Origin of the sequence: Comamonas sp. 4034 (genome assembly GCF_050434545.1) — a bacterium.
Lineage (GTDB): Bacteria > Pseudomonadota > Gammaproteobacteria > Burkholderiales > Burkholderiaceae_C > Comamonas > Comamonas odontotermitis.
In genome coordinates this window covers 1-24,179 of record NZ_JBNDIT010000009.1, presented here as the reverse complement: position 1 = coordinate 24,179, position 24,179 = coordinate 1, and the positions used below count along the sequence as shown (strand labels likewise).

23 protein-coding genes are annotated in these 24,179 nt (G+C 61.7%); 19 read left to right on the top strand and 4 right to left on the bottom strand.

The genetic code is table 11. The features are described from left to right. Nucleotides 1-32: 32 nt before the first annotated feature. From thrC to moaD, 4 genes are all read left to right on the top strand, one after another. Nucleotides 33-1,460 carry a threonine synthase gene (thrC, locus tag ABIE32_RS11360; RefSeq protein WP_429016177.1) on the top strand — a complete coding sequence of 476 codons (1,428 nt, stop codon included), beginning with the start codon at nt 33-35 and terminating at the stop codon, nt 1,458-1,460. 61 nt (nt 1,461-1,521) lie between these two features. After that, nucleotides 1,522-2,082, top strand: a complete 561-nt coding sequence (gene mobB, locus ABIE32_RS11355) for a molybdopterin-guanine dinucleotide biosynthesis protein B (RefSeq protein WP_429016174.1) — start codon at nt 1,522-1,524, stop codon at nt 2,080-2,082. Nucleotides 2,083-2,236: 154 nt separating this feature from the next. Next, on the top strand, nt 2,237-3,469 hold the full coding sequence (locus tag ABIE32_RS11350) for a molybdopterin molybdotransferase MoeA (RefSeq protein WP_429016171.1): 1,233 nt from the start codon (nt 2,237-2,239) through the stop codon (nt 3,467-3,469). Nucleotides 3,470-3,504: 35 nt separating this feature from the next. Next, nucleotides 3,505-3,759: a molybdopterin converting factor subunit 1 gene (gene moaD, locus ABIE32_RS11345; protein WP_429016452.1), complete on the top strand. Its 255-nt coding sequence runs from the start codon at nt 3,505-3,507 to the stop codon at nt 3,757-3,759. A 90-nt stretch (nt 3,760-3,849) separates the two neighbouring features. On the opposite strand, the gene ABIE32_RS11340 is transcribed toward moaD, so the two are convergent. Then, complete coding sequence (locus ABIE32_RS11340) at nt 3,850-4,170, bottom strand: hypothetical protein (protein WP_429016450.1); 321 nt, start codon at nt 4,168-4,170, stop codon at nt 3,850-3,852. A 169-nt stretch (nt 4,171-4,339) separates the two neighbouring features. Here ABIE32_RS11340 and ddpX point away from each other — a divergent pair, with 169 nt between their 5' ends. From ddpX to ABIE32_RS11310, 6 genes are all read left to right on the top strand, one after another. Continuing rightward, a complete protein-coding gene (ddpX, locus tag ABIE32_RS11335; protein WP_224151552.1) occupies nt 4,340-4,909 on the top strand; it encodes a D-alanyl-D-alanine dipeptidase in 570 nt (189 codons plus the stop codon). Between the two features lie 104 nt (nt 4,910-5,013). Next, nucleotides 5,014-6,624, top strand: coding sequence for an ABC transporter substrate-binding protein (locus ABIE32_RS11330; RefSeq protein WP_224151553.1), 1,611 nt, complete (start codon nt 5,014-5,016; stop codon nt 6,622-6,624). 114 nt (nt 6,625-6,738) lie between these two features. Continuing rightward, nucleotides 6,739-7,848: an ABC transporter permease gene (locus tag ABIE32_RS11325; protein ID WP_429016169.1), complete on the top strand. Its 1,110-nt coding sequence runs from the start codon at nt 6,739-6,741 to the stop codon at nt 7,846-7,848. A gap of 48 nt (nt 7,849-7,896) precedes the next feature. After that, nucleotides 7,897-8,832 (top strand): nickel transporter permease, encoded by a 936-nt coding sequence (nikC, locus tag ABIE32_RS11320; RefSeq protein ID WP_224151554.1) that lies wholly within the window; start codon nt 7,897-7,899, stop codon nt 8,830-8,832. Nucleotides 8,833-8,842: 10 nt separating this feature from the next. Continuing rightward, complete coding sequence (locus ABIE32_RS11315) at nt 8,843-9,736, top strand: ABC transporter ATP-binding protein (RefSeq protein WP_429016166.1); 894 nt, start codon at nt 8,843-8,845, stop codon at nt 9,734-9,736. Next, nucleotides 9,733-10,494: an ABC transporter ATP-binding protein gene (locus ABIE32_RS11310; RefSeq protein WP_429016163.1), complete on the top strand. Its 762-nt coding sequence runs from the start codon at nt 9,733-9,735 to the stop codon at nt 10,492-10,494. Before ABIE32_RS11315 ends, ABIE32_RS11310 begins: the two co-directional genes overlap by 4 nt. Before the next feature lie 77 nt (nt 10,495-10,571). Here the strand turns inward: ABIE32_RS11310 and ABIE32_RS11305 are convergent, their stop codons facing one another. After that, nucleotides 10,572-10,823 carry a hypothetical protein gene (locus ABIE32_RS11305; protein ID WP_224151556.1) on the bottom strand — a complete coding sequence of 84 codons (252 nt, stop codon included), beginning with the start codon at nt 10,821-10,823 and terminating at the stop codon, nt 10,572-10,574. Nucleotides 10,824-11,052: 229 nt separating this feature from the next. Between ABIE32_RS11305 and moaE the strand changes: the two genes are divergently transcribed. The 7 genes from moaE to ABIE32_RS11270 all read left to right on the top strand — a co-directional run bounded on the left by moaE (nt 11,053) and on the right by ABIE32_RS11270 (nt 20,021). Then, nucleotides 11,053-11,511, top strand: coding sequence for a molybdopterin synthase catalytic subunit MoaE (moaE, locus tag ABIE32_RS11300; protein ID WP_429016161.1), 459 nt, complete (start codon nt 11,053-11,055; stop codon nt 11,509-11,511). A gap of 412 nt (nt 11,512-11,923) precedes the next feature. Further along, the gene (gene clpB / locus ABIE32_RS11295; protein ID WP_224151558.1) at nt 11,924-14,533 is read left to right on the top strand and encodes an ATP-dependent chaperone ClpB; all 2,610 of its coding nucleotides are present in this window, start codon (nt 11,924-11,926) and stop codon (nt 14,531-14,533) included. 173 nt (nt 14,534-14,706) lie between these two features. Continuing rightward, on the top strand, nt 14,707-15,045 hold the full coding sequence (locus tag ABIE32_RS11290; protein WP_429016159.1) for a hypothetical protein: 339 nt from the start codon (nt 14,707-14,709) through the stop codon (nt 15,043-15,045). A 159-nt stretch (nt 15,046-15,204) separates the two neighbouring features. Then, nucleotides 15,205-16,641: an aldehyde dehydrogenase family protein gene (locus ABIE32_RS11285; RefSeq protein WP_429016157.1), complete on the top strand. Its 1,437-nt coding sequence runs from the start codon at nt 15,205-15,207 to the stop codon at nt 16,639-16,641. A gap of 386 nt (nt 16,642-17,027) precedes the next feature. After that, nucleotides 17,028-17,564, top strand: coding sequence for a GNAT family N-acetyltransferase (locus ABIE32_RS11280; RefSeq protein ID WP_224151561.1), 537 nt, complete (start codon nt 17,028-17,030; stop codon nt 17,562-17,564). Between the two features lie 126 nt (nt 17,565-17,690). Next, entirely contained in the window at nt 17,691-18,962 is a 1,272-nt protein-coding gene (locus ABIE32_RS11275) for a methyltransferase (RefSeq protein ID WP_429016154.1), read from the top strand. 78 nt (nt 18,963-19,040) lie between these two features. Next, complete coding sequence (locus ABIE32_RS11270; protein ID WP_429016152.1) at nt 19,041-20,021, top strand: tRNA dihydrouridine synthase; 981 nt, start codon at nt 19,041-19,043, stop codon at nt 20,019-20,021. Between the two features lie 8 nt (nt 20,022-20,029). Here the strand turns inward: ABIE32_RS11270 and ABIE32_RS11265 are convergent, their stop codons facing one another. Then, on the bottom strand, nt 20,030-21,856 hold the full coding sequence (locus ABIE32_RS11265) for a phospholipase D-like domain-containing protein (protein WP_429016150.1): 1,827 nt from the start codon (nt 21,854-21,856) through the stop codon (nt 20,030-20,032). A gap of 226 nt (nt 21,857-22,082) precedes the next feature. On the opposite strand from ABIE32_RS11265, the gene ABIE32_RS11260 reads away from it, so the two are divergent. Then, complete coding sequence (locus tag ABIE32_RS11260; protein WP_429016148.1) at nt 22,083-22,328, top strand: hypothetical protein; 246 nt, start codon at nt 22,083-22,085, stop codon at nt 22,326-22,328. Nucleotides 22,329-22,435: 107 nt separating this feature from the next. Here the strand turns inward: ABIE32_RS11260 and ribD are convergent, their stop codons facing one another. Beyond that, nucleotides 22,436-23,533: a bifunctional diaminohydroxyphosphoribosylaminopyrimidine deaminase/5-amino-6-(5-phosphoribosylamino)uracil reductase RibD gene (gene ribD, locus ABIE32_RS11255; protein ID WP_429016449.1), complete on the bottom strand. Its 1,098-nt coding sequence runs from the start codon at nt 23,531-23,533 to the stop codon at nt 22,436-22,438. 85 nt (nt 23,534-23,618) lie between these two features. Between ribD and ABIE32_RS11250 the strand changes: the two genes are divergently transcribed. After that, nucleotides 23,619-24,119, top strand: a complete 501-nt coding sequence (locus ABIE32_RS11250; RefSeq protein WP_429016147.1) for a GspH/FimT family pseudopilin — start codon at nt 23,619-23,621, stop codon at nt 24,117-24,119. Nucleotides 24,120-24,179: the final 60 nt, after the last annotated feature.

The window sequence follows — 24,179 nt, the reverse complement described above, 5'->3', positions numbered from 1 at the left end:
TGAGGGCTGCATTCCAACCATCTGCTCCATCCATGCTGTATCTCTCCACGCGCGGCCATGCCGAACAAAAACGTTTCTGCGATATCCTGCTTGAAGGCTTGGCGCCCGATGGCGGCCTGTACCTGCCGGTGGAATATCCGCAGATCGATGAAGCCAAGTTGACCCAGCTGCGCACTACCCTGGCGAGCCAGGGCTATGCGGCCCTCGCGTTCGAGATACTGTCGCTCTATATCGACGACATTCCTGCAGCCGACCTGAAGGCCATCTGCGCCAAGACCTACACCCGGGAGGTGTTCGGCACCGACGCCATCGTGCCGGTGCGCCAGTTGGATGGCAACCTGCTGATCGAAGCCCTCTCCAACGGCCCGACGCTGGCCTTCAAGGACATGGCCATGCAACTGCTGGGCAACCTGTTCGAATACGAACTGGCTCGCCGCAGCGAAGAGCTGAACATTCTGGGCGCCACCAGCGGCGACACCGGCAGCGCAGCCGAATACGCCATGCGCGGCAAAAAGGGCGTGCGCGTTTTCATGACCAGTCCGCATGGCCGCATGAGCCCATTCCAGCAGGCGCAGATGTTCAGCCTGCAGGACGAAAACATCCACAACATCGCCATTGAAGGCGTGTTTGACGACTGCCAGGACATCGTCAAGGCCGTCAGCAACGACCATGCCTTCAAGGCCAGGTACAAGATCGGCACGGTCAACTCCATCAACTGGGCACGTCTTCTGGCGCAGGTGGTGTATTACTTTGCTGGCTACCTGCAGGCCACCAAGAGCAATGCGGAAAAGGTGAGCTTTACCGTGCCCAGCGGCAACTTCGGCAACATCTGCGCAGGCCATGTGGCGCGCCAGATGGGTCTGCCGATTGCCAAGCTGGTGGTGGCCACCAACGAAAACGATGTACTCGATGAGTTCTTCCGCACCGGTATCTACCAGGTGCGCGGCGCGGCCAACACCTACGAAACATCGAGCCCCTCGATGGACATCAGCAAGGCCAGCAACTTTGAGCGCTTCGTGTTCGATCTGGTGGGACGCGACGGTGCGCGCACCCGGCAGCTGTTTGCCGAAGGTGTGGCCAAACAAGGCAAGTTCGACCTGAGCGGCGACCCGGCTTTCAAGGATGCCGCTGTCAAATACGGCTTTGAAAGCGGCAAGAGCACCCATGCAGACCGCCTTGCCACCATCAAGGACACATTTGAGCGCTTTGGCCAGATGATCGACACTCATACTGCAGACGGTGTGAAGGTGGCGCGCGAGCACCTGGGCGCCGAGCCGATGATCGTGCTGGAGACCGCGCTGCCCATCAAGTTTGCCGCCACCATTGAAGAGGCGCTGCACCGCCAGCCCGACCGCCCTGCCAAGTTCAATGGCATCGAAGACCTGCCCAAGCGCGTGGTGGTGATGGCGGCTGATGTGGAAAAGGTGAAGGCACTGGTTGCCGAGACCTGCAAGGTGTAAGTGAAAAGGGCAGCTAGCGCTTGATGCATAAGCGCCAGTAGCTATCAAAAGAGGAGTTTGTATGCAGGTGGTCTGTTTTGCGGGCTATTCGGGCAGCGGCAAAACCACCCTGATCGAGCAGGTGATTCCGGTGCTGATTGCCCACGGGCAGCGTGTATCGGTCATCAAGCATACGCACCATCGCTTTGACATCGACACCCCCGGCAAGGACACCTGGCGCCATCGACAGGCAGGGGCTTACGAGGTGCTGGCGGCATCCGATCAACGCATGGTGCTGATGCGCGAATTGCCCAAGCCGCAAGAGCCCGATGTGCATGCATTGATTGTGCAACTGGACAGCAGCGTGGACTGGGTGCTGGTTGAAGGCTTCAAGAGCTGTGACCTGCCCAAGCTGGAAGTGCTGGCCGGCACGCCTGCGCCAGATGGCAAGCCGCTGCTGTACCCGCACGACAGCTGCGTGCAGGCCGTGGTGCACTCGGCGGGCCGCCACCTGAATCCGGCGACCGACTTGCCGGTGCTGCCCCGTGATGAGCCTGCAGCGGTGGCGCAATGGCTGCTTGCACATGCAGATCGCTTTGGCTATACGCCGCCTTGTGTGTTCTCCAATGAAATGGCTGGGTAACCGCAGTCCGATGCAGACCGGATGCATTGCTTCACTGCCCCATGTCAAACAGAGATAGGGCTCGCACAGGCCAGAATGCAGGAAACCATGGCGCTATGGCGCAAGCGTTCGCAGACACCGCCTGCGCAGCTTTGAAAGATTGAGGATTACCGAGATGAACCCATCCACCCGACCACCACTCAAGACCCTGGCCGATGCCCTGGGCGAGTTGCTGGCACAGGCCAAGCAGCTTGCTGCTGCAGAGTCGGTGAGCACCTTTGACGCGGACGGCCGCGTACTGGCGCAGGATCTGGTGTCGGCGCTGCAAGTGCCGTCGTTCGACAACAGTGCAATGGATGGCTATGCATTGCGTGTCGCCGATGTACCGGAGGCGGGCGCGGTTCTGCCCGTCAGCCAGCGTATTGCGGCAGGCAGTGTAGGCACGGCTTTGGCCGCAGGTACTGCAGCGCGCATCTTTACCGGTGCGCCCGTGCCTGCGGGCGCTGATGCAGTGGTGATGCAGGAAGAATGCGCGCCTCGCGATGATGGCAGCGTGCAGATCAACGCTGCCGTGGTTATGGGTCAGAACATCCGCAAAAGTGGCGAAGACATTGCGCGCGGCAGTACCATCATTGCCGCTGGCACGCGGCTTTCGCCCGCAGAACTGGGCTTGGCCGCCAGCATTGGCTGCGCCAGCCTGCAGGTGGCGCGGCGCCCGCGTGTAGCCCTGTTCTCCACCGGGGACGAGCTGGTCATGCCTGGCGAGGTGGCGCCGCAAGATCTGCCGGCGGGCAGCATCTACAACAGCAACCGGTTCTTTCTGCGCGCCATGCTGCAAAGGCTGGGCTGCGAGGTGGTCGACCAGGGTATCGTTCCCGACAGCTATGAAGCCACAGTGGCTGCATTGCAATCGGCCGCGCAGGATTGCGATCTGGTGCTGACAAGCGGCGGCGTATCGGTGGGTGAAGAAGACCACATCAAGCCCGCCGTGCAGGCGCTGGGTAGTCTCGATCTGTGGGCTATCGCCATCAAGCCCGGCAAGCCGTTTGCCTATGGCAAGGTAGATGGTGCCCATTTCATCGGCTTGCCGGGCAACCCGGTATCGAGCTTTGTGACGTTTGCGCTACTCGTGCGGCCTTTTGTGCTGTGTCTGCAAGGCGTGCAGAATGTCGCGCCGCAGGCTGTCACCATGCGTGCCGATTTTGACTGGCCGCGCGCCGACAGGCGCCAGGAGTTCCTGCGTGCACGCATTAACGCACATGGCGGCCTGGAACGCTTTGCCAACCAAAGCTCGGGCGTGCTCACCTCGGCAGTGTGGGCCGATGGGCTGGTCGACAATCCTGCCGGTACCACGATAGCCCGGGGTGATCTGGTGCGATTCATTCCGTTTGCGCAATTGCTGGGCTGACAGCTCGCTAGGGTTTTGGGAGTCAACACATGTCGATGAAGAACATTCAGCTGCGTTACTTCGCGTCGATCCGCGAAGCCATTGGACGGGGCAGCGAGAGTTTGCAAACGGATGCCGCCGATGTAGGCGCGTTGCGCGATGCCTTGCTGGCGCGCGGCGAACCTTATGCCACCTGCCTGGCGCGTGGAAGGGCCGTGCGTATTGCGGTCAACCAAACCATGGGCGATGAAGACGCCACGCTTGAAGATGGTGCCGAGATTGCCTTTTTTCCGCCCGTGACTGGCGGTTGACCGCCGTTTTTTGGGTACAAAAGAAAGCCGCGCAAGCCTGCCTTGCGCGGCTTTTTGCATGGGTTTCGAGGCAGCCTGTTTGAGGGAAAATCAGGATTCTGGCTGGGCGAGTTCTGGCGCCTTCCACTCCAGCAGCTCGGCCAGGCGCAGAATCACCCAGCGTGCCTCGGGCTGTGTCACCACGGCACCTTCGCCCTGTAGGCCCATCAGCATGGTCTTCAAGATGGCGGCTTCCGATGGTGCGCTTTGGTGGTAGAGGATTTGCGCCTGCTCCACCAGCATCTGGGCCAGGTCTTCGCATAGCTCATAGCGGGTGGCCACTTCGGCCAGCGGCGTCAGCAGTTTGTGGTTGCGGCCCTGGTGGAGCGCGATGAAAGAGTCGGGGATGAAAATCTGGCTGCCGTCTTGCATGCAAAAAGTGTAGCGCATGGCGATACAGGGGTTAGCACCAACATGCGTCATGAGTGAATATGGTTATCGTGATCAACAGTTTTTACGATGACCTCCGCCGGGTTGACGATGCGGTCTGCATCCACACCCATAGCGCTGCCCGCGCTAGCACGAGCGGTAAACCTATCTCATGGCGCCCACTGCTTCCCTGGTTTCCATTACCGAAGACGACCACGATGTGCATCTGTATCTGGCATACGCCACGGCAGACAATTTCATGGGGCGGCCCGTCTACCGCAACGCCTATTGCTACCTCCACCCTGACGCCGAAAAGGCGCTGACCCGCGCCTCGCTCTCGGCACGCCAGGCGGGAGTGCGTCTGCTGGTGTTCGATGCCTACCGGCCTGCGCAGGCGCAGCAGATTCTGTTTGACTATGCCCAGGATCCCACTTTTGTGGCCGACCCCAAGCGCGGCTCGCACCACACGCGCGGCTGTGCGGTCGATGTCAGCCTGCTGGATGAAAACGGACAGCAGATGGACATGGGCACCGGCTTTGATGCCATGCAGGCCGAATCCTTTCATTTTTGCGCTGGCCTGCCCGCGCAGGTGCAAAAGAACCGGCTGATGCTGCTGGGCATCATGCTGTCGGCAGGGTTTGAGCACATTCCCAGCGAGTGGTGGCATTACCAGTTGCCTGGCGCCATGCAGTACCCACTGATCGAAGATGGCGCCGGGGGCGTGCCCAAGCTCATGGATTGAACAATCCGTAGTGGGGTTGGCACGCTGTGTGCTTTTGCAGGTTTCCAGGTTTTTTGGCCTTTCCGGCACTTCCGCTTTTCAGATACCCAAGAGAGGAGTCTTCCATGCAGACAATGATTCGTAGACAGGTATTGGCCGCCGCTGCGGCCGTGGTGTGCGGAGCCGCCGCTGTGGGCTGGCTGCCCCTCGCGCAGGCGGCCACTCCCAAGGACATGCTGGTGATGGCCGGCACGCTTGACGAATTCTCCACCCTCGATCCGGCCGAAGTCTATGAGCTGGTGCCGATGGAGTACCTGGCCAACACCTACGACCGGCTGATTCGCGCCAATCTGTCCAAGCCTGGCGAATTCGATGGCGACATGGCCGAATCGTGGAGCGTGAGCGAAGACGGCAAGACCTTCACGTTCAAGATCCGCCAGGGCCAGAAGTTCCACTCAGGCAACCCCGTTACTGCCGAAGATGTGGCCTGGTCGCTGCAACGCACACCGCTTTTGGGCAAGGGCGCGGCCGTGGTGCTGGCCGGTATCGGGTTGACCAAGGACAATGCGCTGCAGAACGTCAAGCTGGTGGATGCGAATACCGTGTCCGTCACCACCGACCGCAAGTTCGCGCCGACCTTCGTACTGTCCATTCTGGGCAGCTGGCCTGCGTCCATCGTCGACAAAAAGCTGCTCACCGAAAAGGCGCAGGGCAATGACATGGGCAATGGCTGGCTCAAGACCAACGAAGCGGGCTCGGGTATCTTCAAGCTGAACAAATGGACTGCCAACCAGACCCTGACCCTGGACCGCTTTGACGGCCACCGGTCGCCTGCTGCAATGAAGCGCGTGGTGCTGCGCCATGTGCCAGAGGCATCGGGCCGCCGCCTGCTGCTGGAAAAGGGCGATGTGGACATTGCCCGCGAGCTGAGCCCCGACGACATGGTTGCGCTGGAGAAAACCGGCAAGGTCAAGCTGCAGCCGGTGCCGCAGGCCGTGGTGTACTACATGGGCATGAACCAGAAGAATCCCAATCTGGCCAAACCCGAAGTACGCGAAGCCATGCGCTACGCGGTGGACTACGACGGTATCCAGAAGAATATCGTCAAATCGCTCTACAACGTGCACCAGACCTTCCTGCCCCCGAACATGCTGGGCGCCTGGAAGAACAACCCCTACAAGCAGGACGTGGCCAAGGCCAAGGCGCTGCTTGCCAAGGCGGGCCTGCCCGATGGCTTTGCCGTGACCATGGAGGTGCGTAACACCTATCCTTACAACGAGGTCGCGCAGGCCGTGCAGGCTGATCTGGCCAAGGTCGGCATCAAGCTGACGCTGAACATTGCCGACAACAAGCAGACCCTGGCCAAGTACCGTGCCCGCACGCACGACATCTACATGGGCGAGTGGTCTGCCGATTACCTCGATCCGCACTCCAACGCACAGGGCTTTGCCTGGAACCCGGATAACTCCGATGCATCGCCCTACAAGATGCTGTCGTGGCGCAATGCCTGGGACATTCCGGATTTCACGAAGCGCACCGACGAGGCGCTGGCCGAGCAGGACACCGCCAAGCGGGCAGCGCTGTACCAGGCGATGCAAAAGGACTTTCAACCGGTTTCGCCATACGTCGTCATGTTCAACAAGGTCAGCCAGGTGGCCATGCAGAGCAATGTGAAGGATTTCACGGTCGGCCCGATCTATGACCTGGTGCAATACCGTTCCGTCAAGAAGAACTGAGTGTTGAAGCCGCAGGGCGCGTGCCGCTGTCGATGCGTGCCCGCGCTGCGCCATCCGTGCTGTGTGTCCCGGATCACCGGGGTTGCACAGTCAGCCTTGTGATTCTGGTTTTCTATGGCCTCCAGCTCTTCCTCCGTTCCCTCTGCTGCCACCGCCACCCCTGCTGCGCCAGCGGTGGCACAGCGCAGCGCGGGCCAGCGCCTGTGGCGCCGTGCCAAAGGCTTGCTGCAATGGCTGGTGATGCTCGCCATCACCTTGCTTGGCCTGCTGGCCATCACCTTCTACATTGGCCGCATGGTGCCGATCGATCCGGTGCTGGCCGTCGTTGGTGACCGCGCCACGCCCGATATCTACAACGCCGCCAAAGAGGCCATGGGGCTGGACAAGCCGCTGTGGCAGCAGTTTGCAATGTATGTGCGCGATGTGCTCCACGGCAACCTGGGCACCTCGATCCTGACGAGCAACCCGGTGTGGGAAGACATCAAGCGCGTCTTTCCCGCCACGCTGGAGTTGGCGACGCTTGCCACCATCCTGGGCGTTCTGGTGGGCGTGCCGCTGGGTGTGGCCGCTGCGGTGCGTCACAACAAGCTCACCGACCATATTGCGCGCTTTGTCAGCCTGATTGGCAGCTCCATGCCCGTGTTCTGGCTGGGCATGATGGGGTTGATGCTGTTCTATGCCAAACTCGGCTGGCTGCCCGGGCCGGGCCGCATCGACCCGGTGTACGACGGCATGGTGGCTGAGGTGACCGGCAGTCTGCTGATCGACAGCGCGCTGGCGGGCGAGTGGGACGTGCTGGGCGATGCGCTCTGGCACATTGCGCTGCCTACTTTGATCCTGAGCTATTTCTCTGTGGCGTATTTGAGCCGCATGACGCGCGCCTTCATGCTGGAGCAGCTGAGCCAGGAATACATCATCACCGCGCGCGCCAAGGGCGTGCCCGAATGGCGCGTGGTATGGAGCCACGCGTTCCGCAATATCGCCGTGCCGCTGCTCACCGTCATTGCGCTCACCTACGGCAACCTGCTCGAAGGCTCGGTGCTGACGGAGATCGTCTTTTCGTGGCCAGGCATTGGTTCGTATCTGACAGGCGCGCTGATGAACGCCGACATGAGCGCCATCCTGGGCTCCACCCTGGTGATCGGCACCGTCTTTGTGGTGATCAACCTGCTGACCGATGTGCTGTACGCGGTGTTTGATCCGCGTGCACGCCGCAAGGCTTGAATATGGAAGAAAAAGCTGTTGGCGCTTGTCAATAAAGCGCGAAATGCTATGAATTTAGATAACACTACGTCTGCCGAATCCAGGCTACCCCTGCGGGATTGGCTGCTGTCCGATGCGCCTGCATCGCCGCGCCAGGCCTTCTGGGGGTTGTGGTACCGGCGCGCGCGCCGCTTTGCCCGCAACCCGCTCAGCATGGCGGGCCTCTTGGTGCTCGTGGTCTTGCTGCTGGTGGCGCTGCTGGCACCGTGGATTGCTACGCACGATCCCCTCGCCCAGGTGCTGGCCGACCGCCTGCAGCCCATTGGCAGTGCAGGTCACTGGCTGGGCACCGATCAGTTGGGCCGCGACATCTTCTCGCGCGTTGTCTACGGCTCGCGCCTCACACTCGTCATTGCCATGCTGGTGCTGGTGATCGTGGTGCCGATCGGTTTGCTGATCGGCGTGGTGGCGGGCTACTTTGGCGGCTGGGTCGATACGGTGCTGATGCGTGTGACCGATATTGCGCTGGCCTTTCCCAAGATTGTGCTGGCGCTCGCCTTTGCCGCCGCCATGGGGCCGGGTGTGGTCAATGCAGTGATTGCAATTTCGATCACCGCCTGGCCTGCCTACGCGCGCCTGGCGCGGGCCGAGACCTTGAAGGTGGTGGAGAGCGACTACATCCATGCCGCGCGGCTGCAGGGCGCAAGCCATGCACGCATTCTGTGGCGCTATATCACGCCGCTGTGCATGTCTTCGGTCATTGTGCGTGCCACGCTCGATATGGCAGGCATCATCCTTACCGTGGCGGGCCTGGGCTTTCTGGGCCTGGGCGCGCAGCCGCCCAGCCCGGAATGGGGGTTCATGGTGGCATCGGGCCGCAATGTGCTGGTGGATGCCTGGTGGGTGGCCACGGTGCCGGGTATCGCGATCCTGATCGTGAGCCTCGCGTTCAACCTGCTGGGCGACGGCCTGCGCGATGTATTTGACCCGCGCCATGCTGACTGAGGGCTCCGTCATGAATACCGAAGTGCATACGCCCACCCCGCTTGCGCAGATCAGCAATCTGCGCATCAGCTTTCCAACCGCCACCGGCGCGCTGCGCGAAGTGGTGCGTGGCCTGTCGCTCACCCTGATGCCGGGTGAGCGCCTGGGTATTGTGGGTGAGTCGGGCTCGGGCAAATCGCTCACCGGCCGCGCGCTGCTGGGCATGCTGGCGCCGGGGGCGGTGTGGTCGGCGGACGACATGCGCTTTGAAGGCCGCGACCTGCTGGCGATGAAACCTGCCGCGCGCCGCCAACTGTGCGGGCGCGATATCGGCATGATCCTGCAGGATCCTAAATACTCCCTCAACCCGGTAATGACCGTTGCCAGCCAGCTCAAGGAGGCGTTTCACCTGCGTGAGCCGCACCTCAAGGGCGCGGCGCTGCAGGCGCGCATGGTGCAGGCGCTCGAATCCGTGCATATCCGCGATCCCGAGCAGGTGCTCAAGGCCTATCCGCATGAGCTGTCTGGCGGCATGGGCCAGCGCGTGATGATTGCGATGATGGTCTCTTCCGGCCCCAAGCTGCTGATTGCCGATGAGCCGACCAGCGCGCTGGATGTGCTGGTGGCCATGCAGACCCTGCGCGTGATGGACGAATTGATCGCCCGGCACAACACGGGCCTCATCCTGATCAGCCATGATCTGGAACTGGTCAGCCAGTTTTGTGACCGCGTGGTGGTGATGTACGCTGGCCAGGTGATGGAAACCTGTGCGGCCGGTGACTTGAACCAGGCCACCCACCCCTATACACGCGCCCTGCTGGCCGCCAGCCCCCGCTTGCAGCAGGACCAGGCATGGTTGCCCACCATGCAGCGCGACCCGCGTTGGCGTGAGCCACAGGCCGCCATGACAGGAGGTCTGCAATGATCGATGTGAATGGTGTGAGCATCGGTTTTGAAACGCCCCAGGGCTTCAAGACCGTGGTGCACGGGGTGAGCCTGCAGGTGCCGCAGGGTCAGGCCTATGGGCTGGTGGGCGAATCGGGCTCGGGCAAATCCACCGTGTTGCGGGCGCTGTGCGGCATGACGCCGCTGTGTGGCGGTCAGATGCAGGTAGCCGGTCAGCCGGTTGCCAAGCACATGCCCAAGGCGCAGCGCCGTGCCGTGCAGATGGTGTTTCAGGACCCGTATGCGTCGCTGCACCCGCGCCTCACCGTAGACCAGAGCTTGCGTGAGCCGCTTTTGATTCACGGCATGGATCGTGTGGCCGAGCGCGTGACCCAGGCGCTGGCCGATGTGGGGCTGGACGCCAGCTTTCGCTATCGCTATCCGCACCAGCTCTCGGGTGGGCAACGCCAGCGCGTGGCCATCGCCCGTGCCCTGGTGCTGGAGCCGCAGGTGCTGCTGCTCGACGAGCCAACCAGCGCGCTCGATGTATCGGTGCAGGCGGAGGTTCTGAACCTGCTCAAGAAGCTGCACCACGAGCGGGGCCTGACCATGCTGCTTGTCAGCCACAACCTGGCCGTCGTTGCATTCCTGTGCAGTCAGCTCTCGGTCATGCAGCATGGCCGGATCGTTGAAAGCCTTGGTACCGATGCAGTACGGGCCGGTGCCGTGCAGACCGACTACGCTCGCCAGCTGCTGACAGCCGCCGATGGCTACCGCCGCGTGCAAGAAGTGGCATAAGACGGTATGAGCATAAAAAATAGCTTCTGGCGCTACTCCATCAGGCGCAGGAAGCTATTGTTTTGATAGTTGTTGGGTTACGGTGTGAAACGCTTCTCGAAACGGGCCACATCCTCTTCGAGCTCAAACGTCACCACCTGGCCCATCTTCTGGTCGGTCTCGCGGCAGGCGGCATAGACGCTGGTCTTGCCCACCAGATCCATGGCCGGAATATCGATGATCGCGTAGGGGTAGGGGACGAACACGTGGTACTCGAACACGATGCGGTGCTCGTTGCGTGGGTTGGGGTAGAGCAGGTAGCCGTGGGCGCTCAAGGTTTTGCTGGGCATGGCATTTTGTCAAAAATACAGAATTGCTGTTAGTGTGCCGCAAGCGAGAAGGGCTGACGGGGCGGCGTGGTTTACACGGCATCCCACATGGCGGGCCCGTATGGATGGACTGATGCGCCATCAGCGCGGATATTTCTGCGGCCTTCCGGACGGAAATTTGGTTCAACGCGTTGATGAGCCATGCTACGCTTGGCCTATCCCAACCCCGCCAGTTGACCGATTTATCTCCATGTTCCACACCCATATCGCCGTCCAGACCGCTGACTTTGATGTGAGCGAGGAGCTGCGCCTGCTGCGCGCGGCAGATGCGCGCATTGGCGCGGTGTGCAGCTTTGTGGGCACGGTGCGTGATCGCAATGACGGTAGTAGCGTGGCCAGCATGGAGCTGGAGCACTACCCGGGCATGACTGAAAAGTCGATTGCCGAGATGGTGGAGGCAGCGCGCCAGCGTTTTGATATCTATGGTGCGCGCGTCATCCATCGCGTGGGTTTGTTGGCGCCGCAGGACCAGATCGTACTGGTGGCCGTGTCGAGCGCGCACCGGGGCGAGAGCTTTACGGCCTGCGAATTCCTGATGGATTACCTCAAGACGCAGGCACCCTTTTGGAAGAAGGAAGACACCCCCGACGGCGCGCGCTGGGTGGACGCGCGAGTGGCCGACGACGCAGCGATGGCTCGCTGGAACTGAATCGTGGTCTGCAAGGGCCTTGGCGCCGTAACGCCTTCTTGCTGACAGTTGTTGCGGAATTTCATGAAAATGGCTGTTGGCGCTTAGCTGGTGAGCGCAGACAGCTATTTTTTATATAGCAATAGAGGTTGCGGCTTTTATCAATCCGCATGCGGCTGCTGAATATGGTGGACAAGCCACGAATGCTGCGCATCTGCTGCATGGGCACGTTGCTTTCAAAACCATAGCTACAGGCGCTTTTCCGTTGTGCATTATTGGCTGATTTGAATGAAAAAACACTGTGGGATTCGTCCTGCAGACCGGATGGCGCGCGCCTGATATACCCGTATCAGGCTGCCTGCAGCTTCTTGAAAAACCGGCAGGCGACGCAAAATATTCTGCAGTTCAATTTTCCAGACGGAATATTCATTTCATGCGAATCGATAAATTAACCACCAAGTTCCAAGAGGCACTGTCGGACGCCCAATCGCTGGCGCTTGGCAACGACAACGCCTATATCGAACCCATCCACGTACTCACTGCCATGCTGCGCCAGCCAGATGGCCCCAAGTCGCTCCTGGCACGCTCCGGCGCCAATGTGGCGGCGATGACGACCGCAGCCGAGAATGCCATCAAGCGCCTGCCGCAGGTGCAGGGGCAGGACCAGGTCACGGTGGGTCCCGAGTTGCAGCGCGTGCTGCAGGCGACCGAGAAGGAGGCCATCAAGCGTGGCGACCAGTTCTATGCCAGCGAACTGTTCCTGCTGGCCTTGACCGATGACAAGGGTGAGGCGGGCCGCATCGTTCGTGAAGCGGGGTTGACCCGCAAGGCGTTGGAAGCGGCGATTGACGCCGTGCGCGGAGGACAGAGTATGGACAGCGCAGATGGCGAGAGCCAGCGGGAAGCCCTGAAAAAATACACCCTTGACCTGACCGAGCGCGCCAGAAGCGGCAAGCTCGATCCGGTGATCGGTCGTGATGACGAAATCCGCCGCACCATCCAGGTGCTGCAGCGGCGCAGCAAGAACAACCCGGTGCTCATCGGCGAGCCCGGCGTGGGCAAGACGGCCATTGTCGAAGGCCTGGCCCAGCGCATCGTAGCGGGCGAAGTGCCCGATACCTTGCGCGACAAGAAAGTGCTGGTGCTGGACATGGCAGGCCTGCTGGCCGGTGCCAAGTACCGGGGCGATTTTGAAGAGCGTCTGAAATCGGTGCTCAAGGAAGTTGCGCAGGAAGAAGGGCGCATCATCCTGTTCATCGACGAAATCCATACCATGGTGGGCGCGGGCAAGGCCGATGGCGCCATGGACGCGGGCAATATGCTCAAACCGGCGCTCTCGCGCGGCGAGCTGCACTGCATCGGCGCTACTACGCTCGATGAATACCGCAAGTACATCGAGAAGGATGCGGCGCTGGAGCGGCGCTTCCAGAAAGTGCTGGTCAACGAGCCTTCGGTGGAAGACACCATTGCCATTTTGCGCGGCCTGCAGGAAAAGTACGAAGCCCATCACGGCGTGGATATCACCGACCCGGCCATCGTCGCTGCAGCCGAGCTGTCGGCGCGCTACATCACCGACCGTTTCCTGCCCGACAAGGCGATTGACCTGATCGACGAGGCCGCTGCCAAGATCAAGATCGAGATCGACTCCAAGCCTGAGGTGATGGACAAGCTCGAACGCCGCATGATCCAGCTCAAGATCGAGCGCGAGGCGATGAAGAAGGAGACCGACGAGGCTTCGCAGAAACGCCTGGCGCTGATCGAGGAAGACCTGTCCAAGATCGAGCGCGAGTACGCCGACATGGAGGAAATCTGGAAGGCCGAGAAGGCCGATGCCATGGGCAGCGAGCAGATCCGCAAGGAGATTGACCAGATCAAGTTCCAGATCCAGGAAGCCACGCGCAAGGGCGATTTCAACCAGGTGGCTGAGCTGCAGTACGGCAAGCTGCCCAGCCTGGAAAAGCAGCTGGCCGACGTGCAGAAGGACGAAAAGGGCGAACAGGCCAAGGACAAGGGCCACAAGCTGCTGCGCACCCAGGTGGGTGCCGAGGAAATCGCTGAAGTGGTGAGCCGCGCGACTGGCATCCCGGTTGCCAAGATGATGCAGGGCGAAAAGGACAAGCTTCTGCACATGGAAGCCAAGCTGCACGAGCGTGTGGTGGGCCAGGACGAGGCGATCAATGCCGTCTCCAACGCCATCCGCCGTTCTCGCTCCGGCTTGTCCGACCCGAACCGGCCTACCGGATCGTTCCTGTTCCTGGGCCCGACCGGCGTGGGCAAGACCGAGCTGTGCAAGGCCTTGGCGGGCTTCCTGTTCGACAGCGAAGACCACCTGATCCGTGTGGACATGAGCGAGTTCATGGAAAAGCACTCGGTATCGCGCCTGATCGGAGCGCCCCCAGGCTATGTGGGCTATGACGAAGGCGGCTACCTGACCGAGGCCGTGCGTCGCAAGCCCTATAGCGTCATTCTGCTGGACGAGGTGGAGAAGGCCCACCCCGATGTCTTCAACATCCTGCTGCAGGTGCTGGACGACGGACGCCTGACCGATGGCCAGGGCCGGACCGTGGACTTCAAGAACACGGTGATCGTGATGACCAGCAACATCGGCTCCCAGCTCATCCAGGCGATGGTCGGGCAACCGTATGAAGATGTAAAAGACGCGGTGTGGGGGGAACTCAAGAACCATTTCCGCCCCGAATTCCTCAACCGTATCGACGAGACGGTGGTGTTCCATGGCCTGGATGCCAAGAACATTGAATCGATTGCCCGTATCCAGCTCAAGCAACTGGAGGCGCGCCTGGCCAAGATGGATCTGCACCTGCAGGTGTCGGATGCAGCCATGGCCGAGCTGGCCAAGGTGGGCTTCGATCCGGTGTTTGGCGCCCGTCCTCTCAAGCGCGCCATTCAGCAGCGCATTGAGAACCCGCTGTCGAGGTTGTTGCTGGAAGGCAAGTATCCGCCCAAGAGCACCATTCCCGTGTCGGTCGATCCAGTACAGGCGCCTGGCGAGTTCCATTTCGGCAAGTCGGTGGAGCAGGCCTGATGCCGGGGGCTGGGCACCTGCCCAGTACCCATGCTGAGCCCACAAGCATTGCAGTGCGCTATGCTTGTTGGACGGTCATTGGGCCGTGCGGGGCTTGAAAAATCGCAGCATGCCCATCACATGGTGTCATGCAGCAGTGCTGTGATGGGCCATGAGCTTTGAAAGGAAATGCGTTGAACGAATTGTTGGCAACCGTGGTGAGCTGGACTTTGCGAGTGGTCGTCGTGCTGGCCGGGTTGGTGTTTTTCGCCAGCCTGCTGGTGGTAGCCGCCATCGCCGCGCTCCTGTGGGGCGCTCGCATGTTGTGGGCCAAGCTGACCGGCAAACCGGTGGTTCCGTTTGCATTCAAGATGAACCCGGCTTCGGGGTGGACCACGGTGTACCGCTCCACGGCGCGCTGGACTGCCAATGGCGGCAGCAGCGGTGACCGCCCCGCGGCATCTGCGCCAGGGCGTGCTGCGGTCATCGACGTTACCGATGTGGAGCCGCGCGAGATTCGTTCGCAGCATTGAAGAAGGCAGGGCGCGCCCTGTTCTGGATAAAACCCGGTTACGCGGATGCCGCTGGCCGGGTTTTTTATTGCCGTTGGATGCACCGCAGGACCTGCGGTACCAACAACCCGGAGCTTTATACGTTGCGGATTATTCAATGCAACGCCTACAAGGAATGTTATGGACGTGAGCGAACTGCACTCCCGCTTTGCCGCCATGCGTGCGGCCAGCCGCGCGGAGCCCGACACGCCATTGCTGCTGCGGCGCGAGCGGTTGCTGCGTCTGCAGAAATTGATAGCAGACAGCGCAGACCAGATATGCGCTGCCGTGCAATCTGATTTTGGGCAGCGTTCTGCCAGGGTGACCGAGCTGACCGAGCTGCTGCCACTGCGCAGCCAATTGGCCCAGGCGCTCGGCCAGCTCAAGCGCTGGGCTGCACCCCAGCGCGTTGCAACGCCTTTGCACTTGCTGCCGACGCGCGCCTGGGTGCAGCCCGTACCGCTCGGGGTGATCGGTGTGATTGCGCCATGGAACTACCCGGTACTGCTCGCCTTGGGGCCAGCCATCAGCGCGCTGGCGGCGGGCAACCGCGTCATCGTCAAGCCCAGCGAGCACACCCCAGCCACCAGCGCCTTGCTGGCAGAGCGGGTAGCGCGTTACTTTGCAGATGACGAAGTGGCCGTGCTGGTAGGCGATGCCGGGGCGGCCGCCGATCTGGCCGCATTGCCACTCGACCATCTGCTGTTCACCGGCTCCACCGCCGTAGGGCGCAAGGTGGCGCTGGCGGCTGCCAACCACCTGGTGCCCACCACTTTGGAGTTGGGTGGAAAGACGCCGTGCCTGCTGGAGGCAGGCTGCGACATTCACGATGCTGCGCGCAAAATCGCCCATGCCAAGCTCTTGAATGCCGGGCAGACCTGCATTGCCCCTGATTACGTATTGCTGCCAGCGGGCAGCGAAGCCGCCTTTGTCGATGCCTATGCCGATGCGGTGCGGCAGATGTACCCGCAGCAGCAGGGCAACCCCGACTACACCTCGATCATCAATGCCGCTCACACCAGCCGTCTTCTGGCCATGCTGGCGCAGGCCGAGCAGGGCGGGGCGCAGCTCGTCCGCATGGGCGATGACCAGCCTGCCGTGCCGCAAAGCCGGATGGGGGAGGGCATCAGCCGGCAGCTTGCGCCTGTGGTGGTGCTCGGAGCAACGCCGCAGATGCCATTGATGCAGGAAGAGATTTTCGGCCCCCTTCTGCCGGTGCTGTGCTACGACGAGCGCGAAGATGCGATTGCCGCCATCAACCAGGGGGAGGTGCCGCTGGCGTTTTACTGGTTTGGCAGCGATGCCAGGCAAGGCCTGGATGCGGCCTTGCGTGTACGGGCTGCAGGTGTGTGCATGAACGACTGCCTGCTGCAGTTCGTACACGATGGCTTGCCGTTTGGAGGCTGGGGTGCGAGTGGCTGGGGCGCCATCCATGGCAGGCATGGATTCATGCGTTTTTCGCACGCAAAACCGGTGCTGCGCGCATCGCTCTGGTCGTCTGCGAAATGGTTGTACCCCCCATACGGTGGGCGGTTTGACGGCATCATGCGCATGCTCAAGGGCAAGATGCTGCGCTAAGCGCTTGATTTACTTGGGGTGTAATGCCTAGGGTAAACGCCTAGCGCAAATATCAACGCTTGCAAACCCTTGCGTAAATTGACCTACAAGCCAACCAAGGGACTATCCAAATGATGTCTGGAGTGCGACAATGGAAGGCTTTCGAGCACCACATCCCTTGCGGCGCGCTGTTCCCGCGCTGACTCTTCCATACGCCCTTAAAACAGCCATCGGCAGCCACAGTCTGCCTTTGCTGCGTGAGCCATGGCGTGCTGCAGACTGCACATGTTGAGCCCCAGAGGTGCTCCATGGGCGGGACTGGCATCCGGCCGGGCGGGATGGTCGCAGTGTATTACGAGTTGTGCGTGCTTTTTGGTTAATTCATTGATTTTTGTTTTCGGTTATCCATGTCTGAAACTATCACCATTCTGGTTCGTCCCGCTACGCTTCGTGATGCCAAAGCCATTGCTCAGATCCACGCTTCTGCCTCTGTAGAAGCTTATCGCGGCGTCTTGCCCGACGATCAGCTCAAAGCCATGTCGTCGGTTGAAAAACGCCAGGCCTACTGGCGCGAAGCGATCGAGTTTTGCGAACCCCAGGTGCAAGTGGCCGTGGAAAACGACAAGATCGTCGGTTTTGTAGGTTTTGACCGCTCGCGCGATGCCAAGACGCGCCCCACCACCGGTGAAATCTGGGCCATTTATGCAGCCCCTAGCCATTGGGACCAAGGCGTTGGCGTGGCGCTGTGGGATGCTGCCCGTGATGGCCTGTCTGAAGAAGGTTGCACTTCGGTGACTTCCTGGGTGCCTCTGCGCAACGAGCGTGCACTCCGCTTCCATGAATCGGCAGGTTTCAAGCGCGAAATGTCCACCGCCAAGACGGCCACCGTGGGCGCCATCAAGATTGAAGAAGTGCGCATGCAGCGCTCTTTGATGAACCGCTGATAATCTCTCCACCAGCTGCGACAGCGGATCGCTGCGCAGCGCAGAACATGCTTGAAGAGGCCGTCCTGCACGGCCTCTTTTGTTTTTTGCGGCTCACGCCGCATGCTTTGCGAGAAAGCAACCACCATGACCAGCGTTCGCCCTGACGGCACAACCGATGCCTCCACCGTTCCCTTTGCCACCATCCACTGGACCGAAGGGGACGCCGAGCGCAGTGCGCGATGGCGTTGCGAGCGCGGCAGCGCCGCACCGGCCCGCGTGGTACTTGCAGACGACACCCTGCCCGCCGATACCGCCTATCGCCTCGCTTGTGAAGGCACGGCATTGCTGTGGCGCGGCGATTTTCAGAACGCGCGCCAACTGCTGCAGGCCCTGGGCCGGCGGCTGGACAAGACGGGTGAGCGCAGCACCAAAAAGAAGGCGCTGCCTGTACCCTCCGCAGGCGCTGCCAAGAAGGGCATGCCCGCGCCGCAGCAGGCGCTGCCCTTTCACCAGCAACGCCAGCTGCAAGCCCAGCGCGCGCGCGTGCTGTCAATGGTATTGATCGAGCTGGACGCGCAGTACGGCGTGGCCCTGCGTCGCGCGCCGCAGGTGGATGCCGCCTGTGCAGAAGCCTGGGGTGCTGCCGAAGGTGAAGGCAGTGGCGCACCTGGCAACGTGGTGTCGCTGCGCGAACTCCAGGCGCTGGTGGGCGCACACGAATGGCGCAAGAAGGGCGTGGAGATTCCCGCACTCACCAAACTGGCACCGCGCGGCTATGGCCGCATCCACCCGCACTATGGCGTGTTCTCGCCCGTGCGCGGCGAATACATCGACCTGATCGCCCAGGCACCGCTGCCCACGGCGCTGGCCAAGAAATCCCTGGCTTTCGATATCGGCACCGGCACGGGCGTGATTGCCGCGGTGTTGTCGCGCCGTGGCGTGCAGCAGGTGGTGGCCACCGACACCGACCCGCGTGCGCTGGCGTGTGCGGCCGACAACCTGGAGCGTCTGGGTGTGGCCAGCAAGGTGACCCTGGCACAGACCGATCTCTTCCCCGAAGGCAAGGCGGCCCTGGTGGTGTGCAATCCGCCATGGGTGCCGGCCAAGCCCAGCGCGCCAGTGGAGCGTGCCGTGTACGACGAAGGCAGCCGCATGCTGCGCGGCTTTCTGGTCGGTGTATCGGAGCATCTGGCACCAGGAGGCGAAGCCTGGCTGGTGCTGTCCGATTTTGCCGAGCACCTGGGGCTGCGCCGCCGTGAAGAACTGCTGGCCTGGATTGCAGAGGCCGGCTTGCAGGTCGTGGGCAAGCACCATATCCGCCCGCGACACCCCAAGGCGCAGGACGAAGCCAACCCGCTGCACCGCGCGCGCGCTGCCGAAGTAACGACGTTGTGGCGCATGCAGGCGGCCTGGTAACTTGTTTGCTATTTAATTGGTAGCTATTGGCGTTTGACAGCTGCGCGCCAATGGCAAAAAACACTCAAAAAAACCGTCATGCGATTGCTCCTGGCGCCGATGGAAGGCCTGCTCGACTTTGTGCTGCGCGATGTGCTCACCAGCATTGGCGGTGCAGACCGTTGTGTGTCCGAGTTCATCCGCATCACAGGCAGCCTGCTGCCTGACAAGGTCTACCTGCGCACCATGCCCGAGCTGCTGAACGCCAGCCATACGGCGGCGGGAACACCCGTGCGTGCGCAACTTTTGGGAAGCGATCCAGCCAGCATGGCGGCCAATGCGGTGCAGTTGGCGGCCCTGTCGCCCGAAGGCATTGACCTGAACTTTGGCTGTCCGGCCAAGGTGGTCAACCGCCACGGTGGCGGCGCATCGTTGCTGCAGTATCCCGATGCAATCCATGCCGTGGTGGCGTCTGTGCGCGCCGCCGTGCCGGCGCACCTGCCCGTATCGGCCAAGATGCGCCTGGGCTTCAACGACCGCAGCCTGATGCTCGAATGTGCCCAGGCCATGCAGGCCGCAGGTGCCTGCGAGCTGGTGGTGCACGGCCGCACCAAGCAGGATGGCTATCGCCCGCCTGCCTACTGGGACCAGATCGCCCGCGTCCGTGAGGCGGTAACGATACCGGTAGTGGCCAACGGCGAGATTTGGACGGTGGAAGACGCCTTGCGCTGCCAGGCCGAATCAGGTTGCACCGACCTGATGCTGGGCCGCGGTATGGTGGCAGACCCGGGCCTGGCCTGGCGCATCCGCAAGGCGGTGGCCGAGCGCGCTGGCACACCGCTGCCGCAAGGATACCGCGATATCGGCTGGCCCGACTTGGTACCCGCCCTGCTGCGCTTTTGGGAGCTGGTCTGCGCTGATCTGGAGCCGCGCCAGCGGGCGGGGCGCCTGAAACAATGGCTCAATCTGATGCGCCGCGCCTACCCCGAGGCCGAAGCGGCTTACCAGCATGTGCGGGTGATGACCGATCAGCGCGCCATCACCGTCTGGCTGGACGAATTGCAGGCACGCACCCTTTGAACAGGTTCTTACAGCATCGAATCTGGTGTAAACGGGCTGATGATCTTGAGCATCAGCCGCAGCGGCAGGCTGGTATCGGGCTCCGTGGTTTCGTCTTGCAACTGGCTACCCTGGGGTGCCTTCCACACCAGCTTTCCATCCTGCAACACCACATGCCAGGCGCCCGATTGCAGGCCGCGTTCAATCATGTCGGTGGCTTGGCGGGAGAGCTCGCGGCTGCGCACCAAAACGGCAATCTCGGTGTTCTGCAGTTTGGAGCGCTCGTCCAGGTTCATTGAGCCGGTCACGAACAACTGGCCGTCGAGCACCAGAATCTTGCCGTGGAGCATGATGCGCTTGCCTTCGAGAAAGCTGTTTTGCCCGCTGCCCACACCAAATGCGGCCCGCAAGGTGCTGTCGTCGCTGATGAGCTCGTACAGGTCCACGCCACTGCGAAGCAACTCTTCGCGGTACCTGGCATAGCCCACGTGCGCAATGGGTGCATCGTTTGAAGACAGCGAGTTGGTGAGAATGCGAACGCGCACGCCGCGCTCCACCGCAGCCTTGAATGCCGAGCGCATGTCTTCGTTGGGAACAAAGTAGGGCGAGACGATGAGCAAGTCCTTTTTGGCATAGGCCAGCAGATGGATCAGGCCATCCACGACCGAGTCGGCAGCAGGCGGTGGCTGCGCTACCCCGCTGGCGGAGGCGCGGGAGGCGGCCTGTGCAGACCGCAGGCGGAGTTGGCGCAGGGCTTGGCTCTCCATCACGCCGGGGGCCGTGGTCATGGCTTCGTTCTTGCCATCCGAATCTACGACCGGAATCTTGCTGGGTTCATCGGCAATCATCACGGCCCGCGCCCAAACCAGCGGGGTCGTCTGCAGATCCAAAGCCTGCATGTCCCATGCACGGGCGCGCTGCTCGGTGGAGATACTGCCGCCTCGGGGCTCTCCATCCGGCGGCATGGGGCGTGTGCTGCTGGCACTTCCGCTCAGGGCCGCACCATTGCCAGCACCTGCAACCTCGCTGGCCTGGGACGCCTGCTGCATGGCCAGCAGCTGATCCTTGCTGATCAGCGATTGCACCGGATAGGCGCGTTCGTTGTTCCAGTAACGGTCAAAGCTGCGAGACAGATCCTTGACCACCGGCCCCAGGATCAACACGTCCGTATCCAGGAAGTTGGAGCTGTCGTCATTGTCGAAATAGGAGTCGCCAAGGTTGCGCCCGCCCATCACCCCCATCACGTTGTCGGCCAGAAACAGCTTGTTGTGCATGCGCTGCTGGGCGCGCTGAAAATCGGTTGCGGCATACCACATGCGGCTGAAAGGGGAGTCGCGGCTGCCCATGAGTGGATTGAACATGCGCATCTCGATGTTCGGCTCGAACGCCAGACGCATCACCTGGGCATTGCGCCCGGTGCCATGAAAATCGTCGAGCAGCACCCGTACCCGAACGCCCCGGCGAGCCGCCTTGACCACGGCATCGAGGAGGCGGGCCGTGCTGGCATCGGCATGGATGGCGTAGTACTGCAGATCCAGCGTCGTCTGTGCGCCTTGCACCAGTGCCAGGCGTGCGCCATAGGCGGCCTGGGCGCCGGCCAGAATCTGAAAACCCGAGGCTTCGGTACCGGCCTTGTTCTCTGCCTGCTTGCGCTGGTAGGTGAGTGCCCCCAGGGCAGTGTTGGCAGAGGGCGACACGGCATGGGACATCGGCCTCTCCACCTGGGTGGGCAGCTTGGTGGCGCAGCCCGTCAGCATGGCAGCTGCAATGGCAAGCCCCGCAACCCATCGCAGCGGCCGAGGTGCAGGCAGCGCGTGGGCTGGATTGGCAGAAGAGAGCGCAGTATCAATGAACATGGTGAAGGCGAAAACAGGCGGCAGTCCTATTGTGCGGGGCAAAACAGCGCCCTGTGCATCTGGCAAGGGTTGTAACGGCGGTGTCCGACGTTATTGGCCAGAGGTGTCTGCAGCGTGCGTCGCGCGCGTGCAACGGCGCTCCGTTTCTTGCGTTGTGGGCTGGCTGGGGCAGGCCCGGCGGCCTAAGCTGACAACCGCATGATTCATGCGAACCCGGAGGAGATTTATGCGCAAACCATACATTGCTTGCACACTGATGGCCGCTTTCATCGGCGTGACTTTGCTGGCTCCTCACGATGCCTGGGCCGTCCGCAAACGAGGCACCACCGCCGAGGCGCATGCCGCCAAAACCCACAAGGCCAAACGCAGCAAGAACCTGGGGGGGGAAAGCGCTGCTGAACGCGACCGCCGCCTGCTGCGCGAGTGCAAAGGCTTGCCCAATGCGGGTGCGTGCCTTGGGTATGCAAGCTAGAACGCAGATCCTCGAAAAGCGCAGCCCCAGGTTGATGCGCGGTCGGTGCCGATGAGTGCCTGCAGGGTAAAGCCGCTGCTAGCGCTTATGTGGCAAGCGGTTGCATGTCAAAAATCATAGTGGCCGGAGACGCGGGCGACAATGCGGCGGTCGGCTCCGATGGCAGTGCTCTCCACCATCTCCAACTGCGTCGCATCTTGCAACTGTGCCAAAGCCATGCCGCCAAAGGCATCCTGGCCTTGGCCCAGCAACACGGAGGCCTGGTACAGCACCAGCTCGTCCACCAGCCCGGCCTGCAGCAAGGCGCCGTTCAGAAGGCCGCCAGCTTCTACATGCAACTCGTTCACCTCTCGCTGGCCCAGATCACGCATCAGAGCGGGCAGGTCAATGCCTGCGGCATCGGCTGCGGGCAGGCAGACCACCACTGCACCGGCGGCTTCCAGTGCTGCCCGGTGCCCAGCATCATCTTGCGCACAATAGATCAGCACCTGGCGTAAGGCTGCAAAGATGCGAGCCGTTGGTGGCGTGCGCAACTGGCTGTCCAGCACCACCAGGCGTGGCTGGCGCGGGGTATCGACATAACGGACATCCAAAGCGGGGTCATCTGCAAGCACGGTGCCAATGCCGGTGAGGATGGCGCAGGCGCGGGCACGCCAGTGGTGACCATCCGCACGCGCCGCCTCGCCCGTAATCCACTGGCTACTGCCATCGGCCAAGGCCGTCTTCCCATCCAGCGACATGGCAGCCTTGAGCCGTACCCATGGAGTCTTGCGCACCATGCGGCTGAAAAATCCAATGTTCAAGTCGCGTGACGCCGCCCCGCTGTTCTGCGCGTCACACACTTCCACCGCCACGCCCGCTGCGCGCAATCGTGCAAAGCCGTTGCCGGCCACCAGGGGGTTCGGGTCTGCCACAGCCGCCACTACCTTGGTGATGCCGGCAGCGACCAATGCATCACAGCAGGGCCCGGTGCGCCCGTGGTGTGAACAGGGCTCCAGCGTCACGTAGGCCGTTGCGCCATGGGTGTCATGCCCACGTGCAGCCGCATCCCGCAGCGCCATCACCTCGGCATGCGGGCCACCAGCCCGCTGGGTGTGGCCCGCTCCAATGACGCAGCCTTGCCCATCCACCAGTACGCAACCGACACGGGGGTTGGGGGAGGTCAGGAAAAGTGCGCTGCCAGCCAGATCCAGCGCCCTGAGCATATGTGAGTTCACAAAAAATCTATCTATTGATTGGTTAAGTCTCTATTGTGGCGCGTTTACTAATACAGCTTCCATCTGTCATGTTTTGTCTGCCACCCGTCATCCGTTTAACAGTTTATTTTTGCCCTCTACTACGCTTGCGGGCATGCGCCATTCATATCCGCAACGCCATTATCAAGGCTTTACAGCCATCGAGTTGCTGGTAGTTATTGCCATCATGGCAATACTGGCTGCCTTGGCCGCACCCAGTTTTACCGGACTGATGGAACGCTGGCGCGCCATACAGACCTTCGAAGGGCTGCAATCAACCTTGTATTTCGCACGCTCCGAGGCCATTCGTCGCGGAGGAAAAATCACCCTGCGGAAAGAAGCGACCGGCACCAATGATTGCAATTTAGCAAATGGCTCAGATGAGTGGGACTGCGGTTGGTATGTTTTCAGCGATGCCAATGCGAATGGAAATTTTAATAGCGAGGATACTCGTTTGCAAGGATTTCTAACGCCTCGAAATATGCAAGTCACCCGATCTGAAAGTGGCGCGTCCATTGCTTTGGCTTTGTTGCACAAATCCGGGCCGCAGCGGTAGTAGGCTCGGATGATGAGTGAGACGAACTGGGGTCGGCGCAAGTACCGCACCACAAACTGG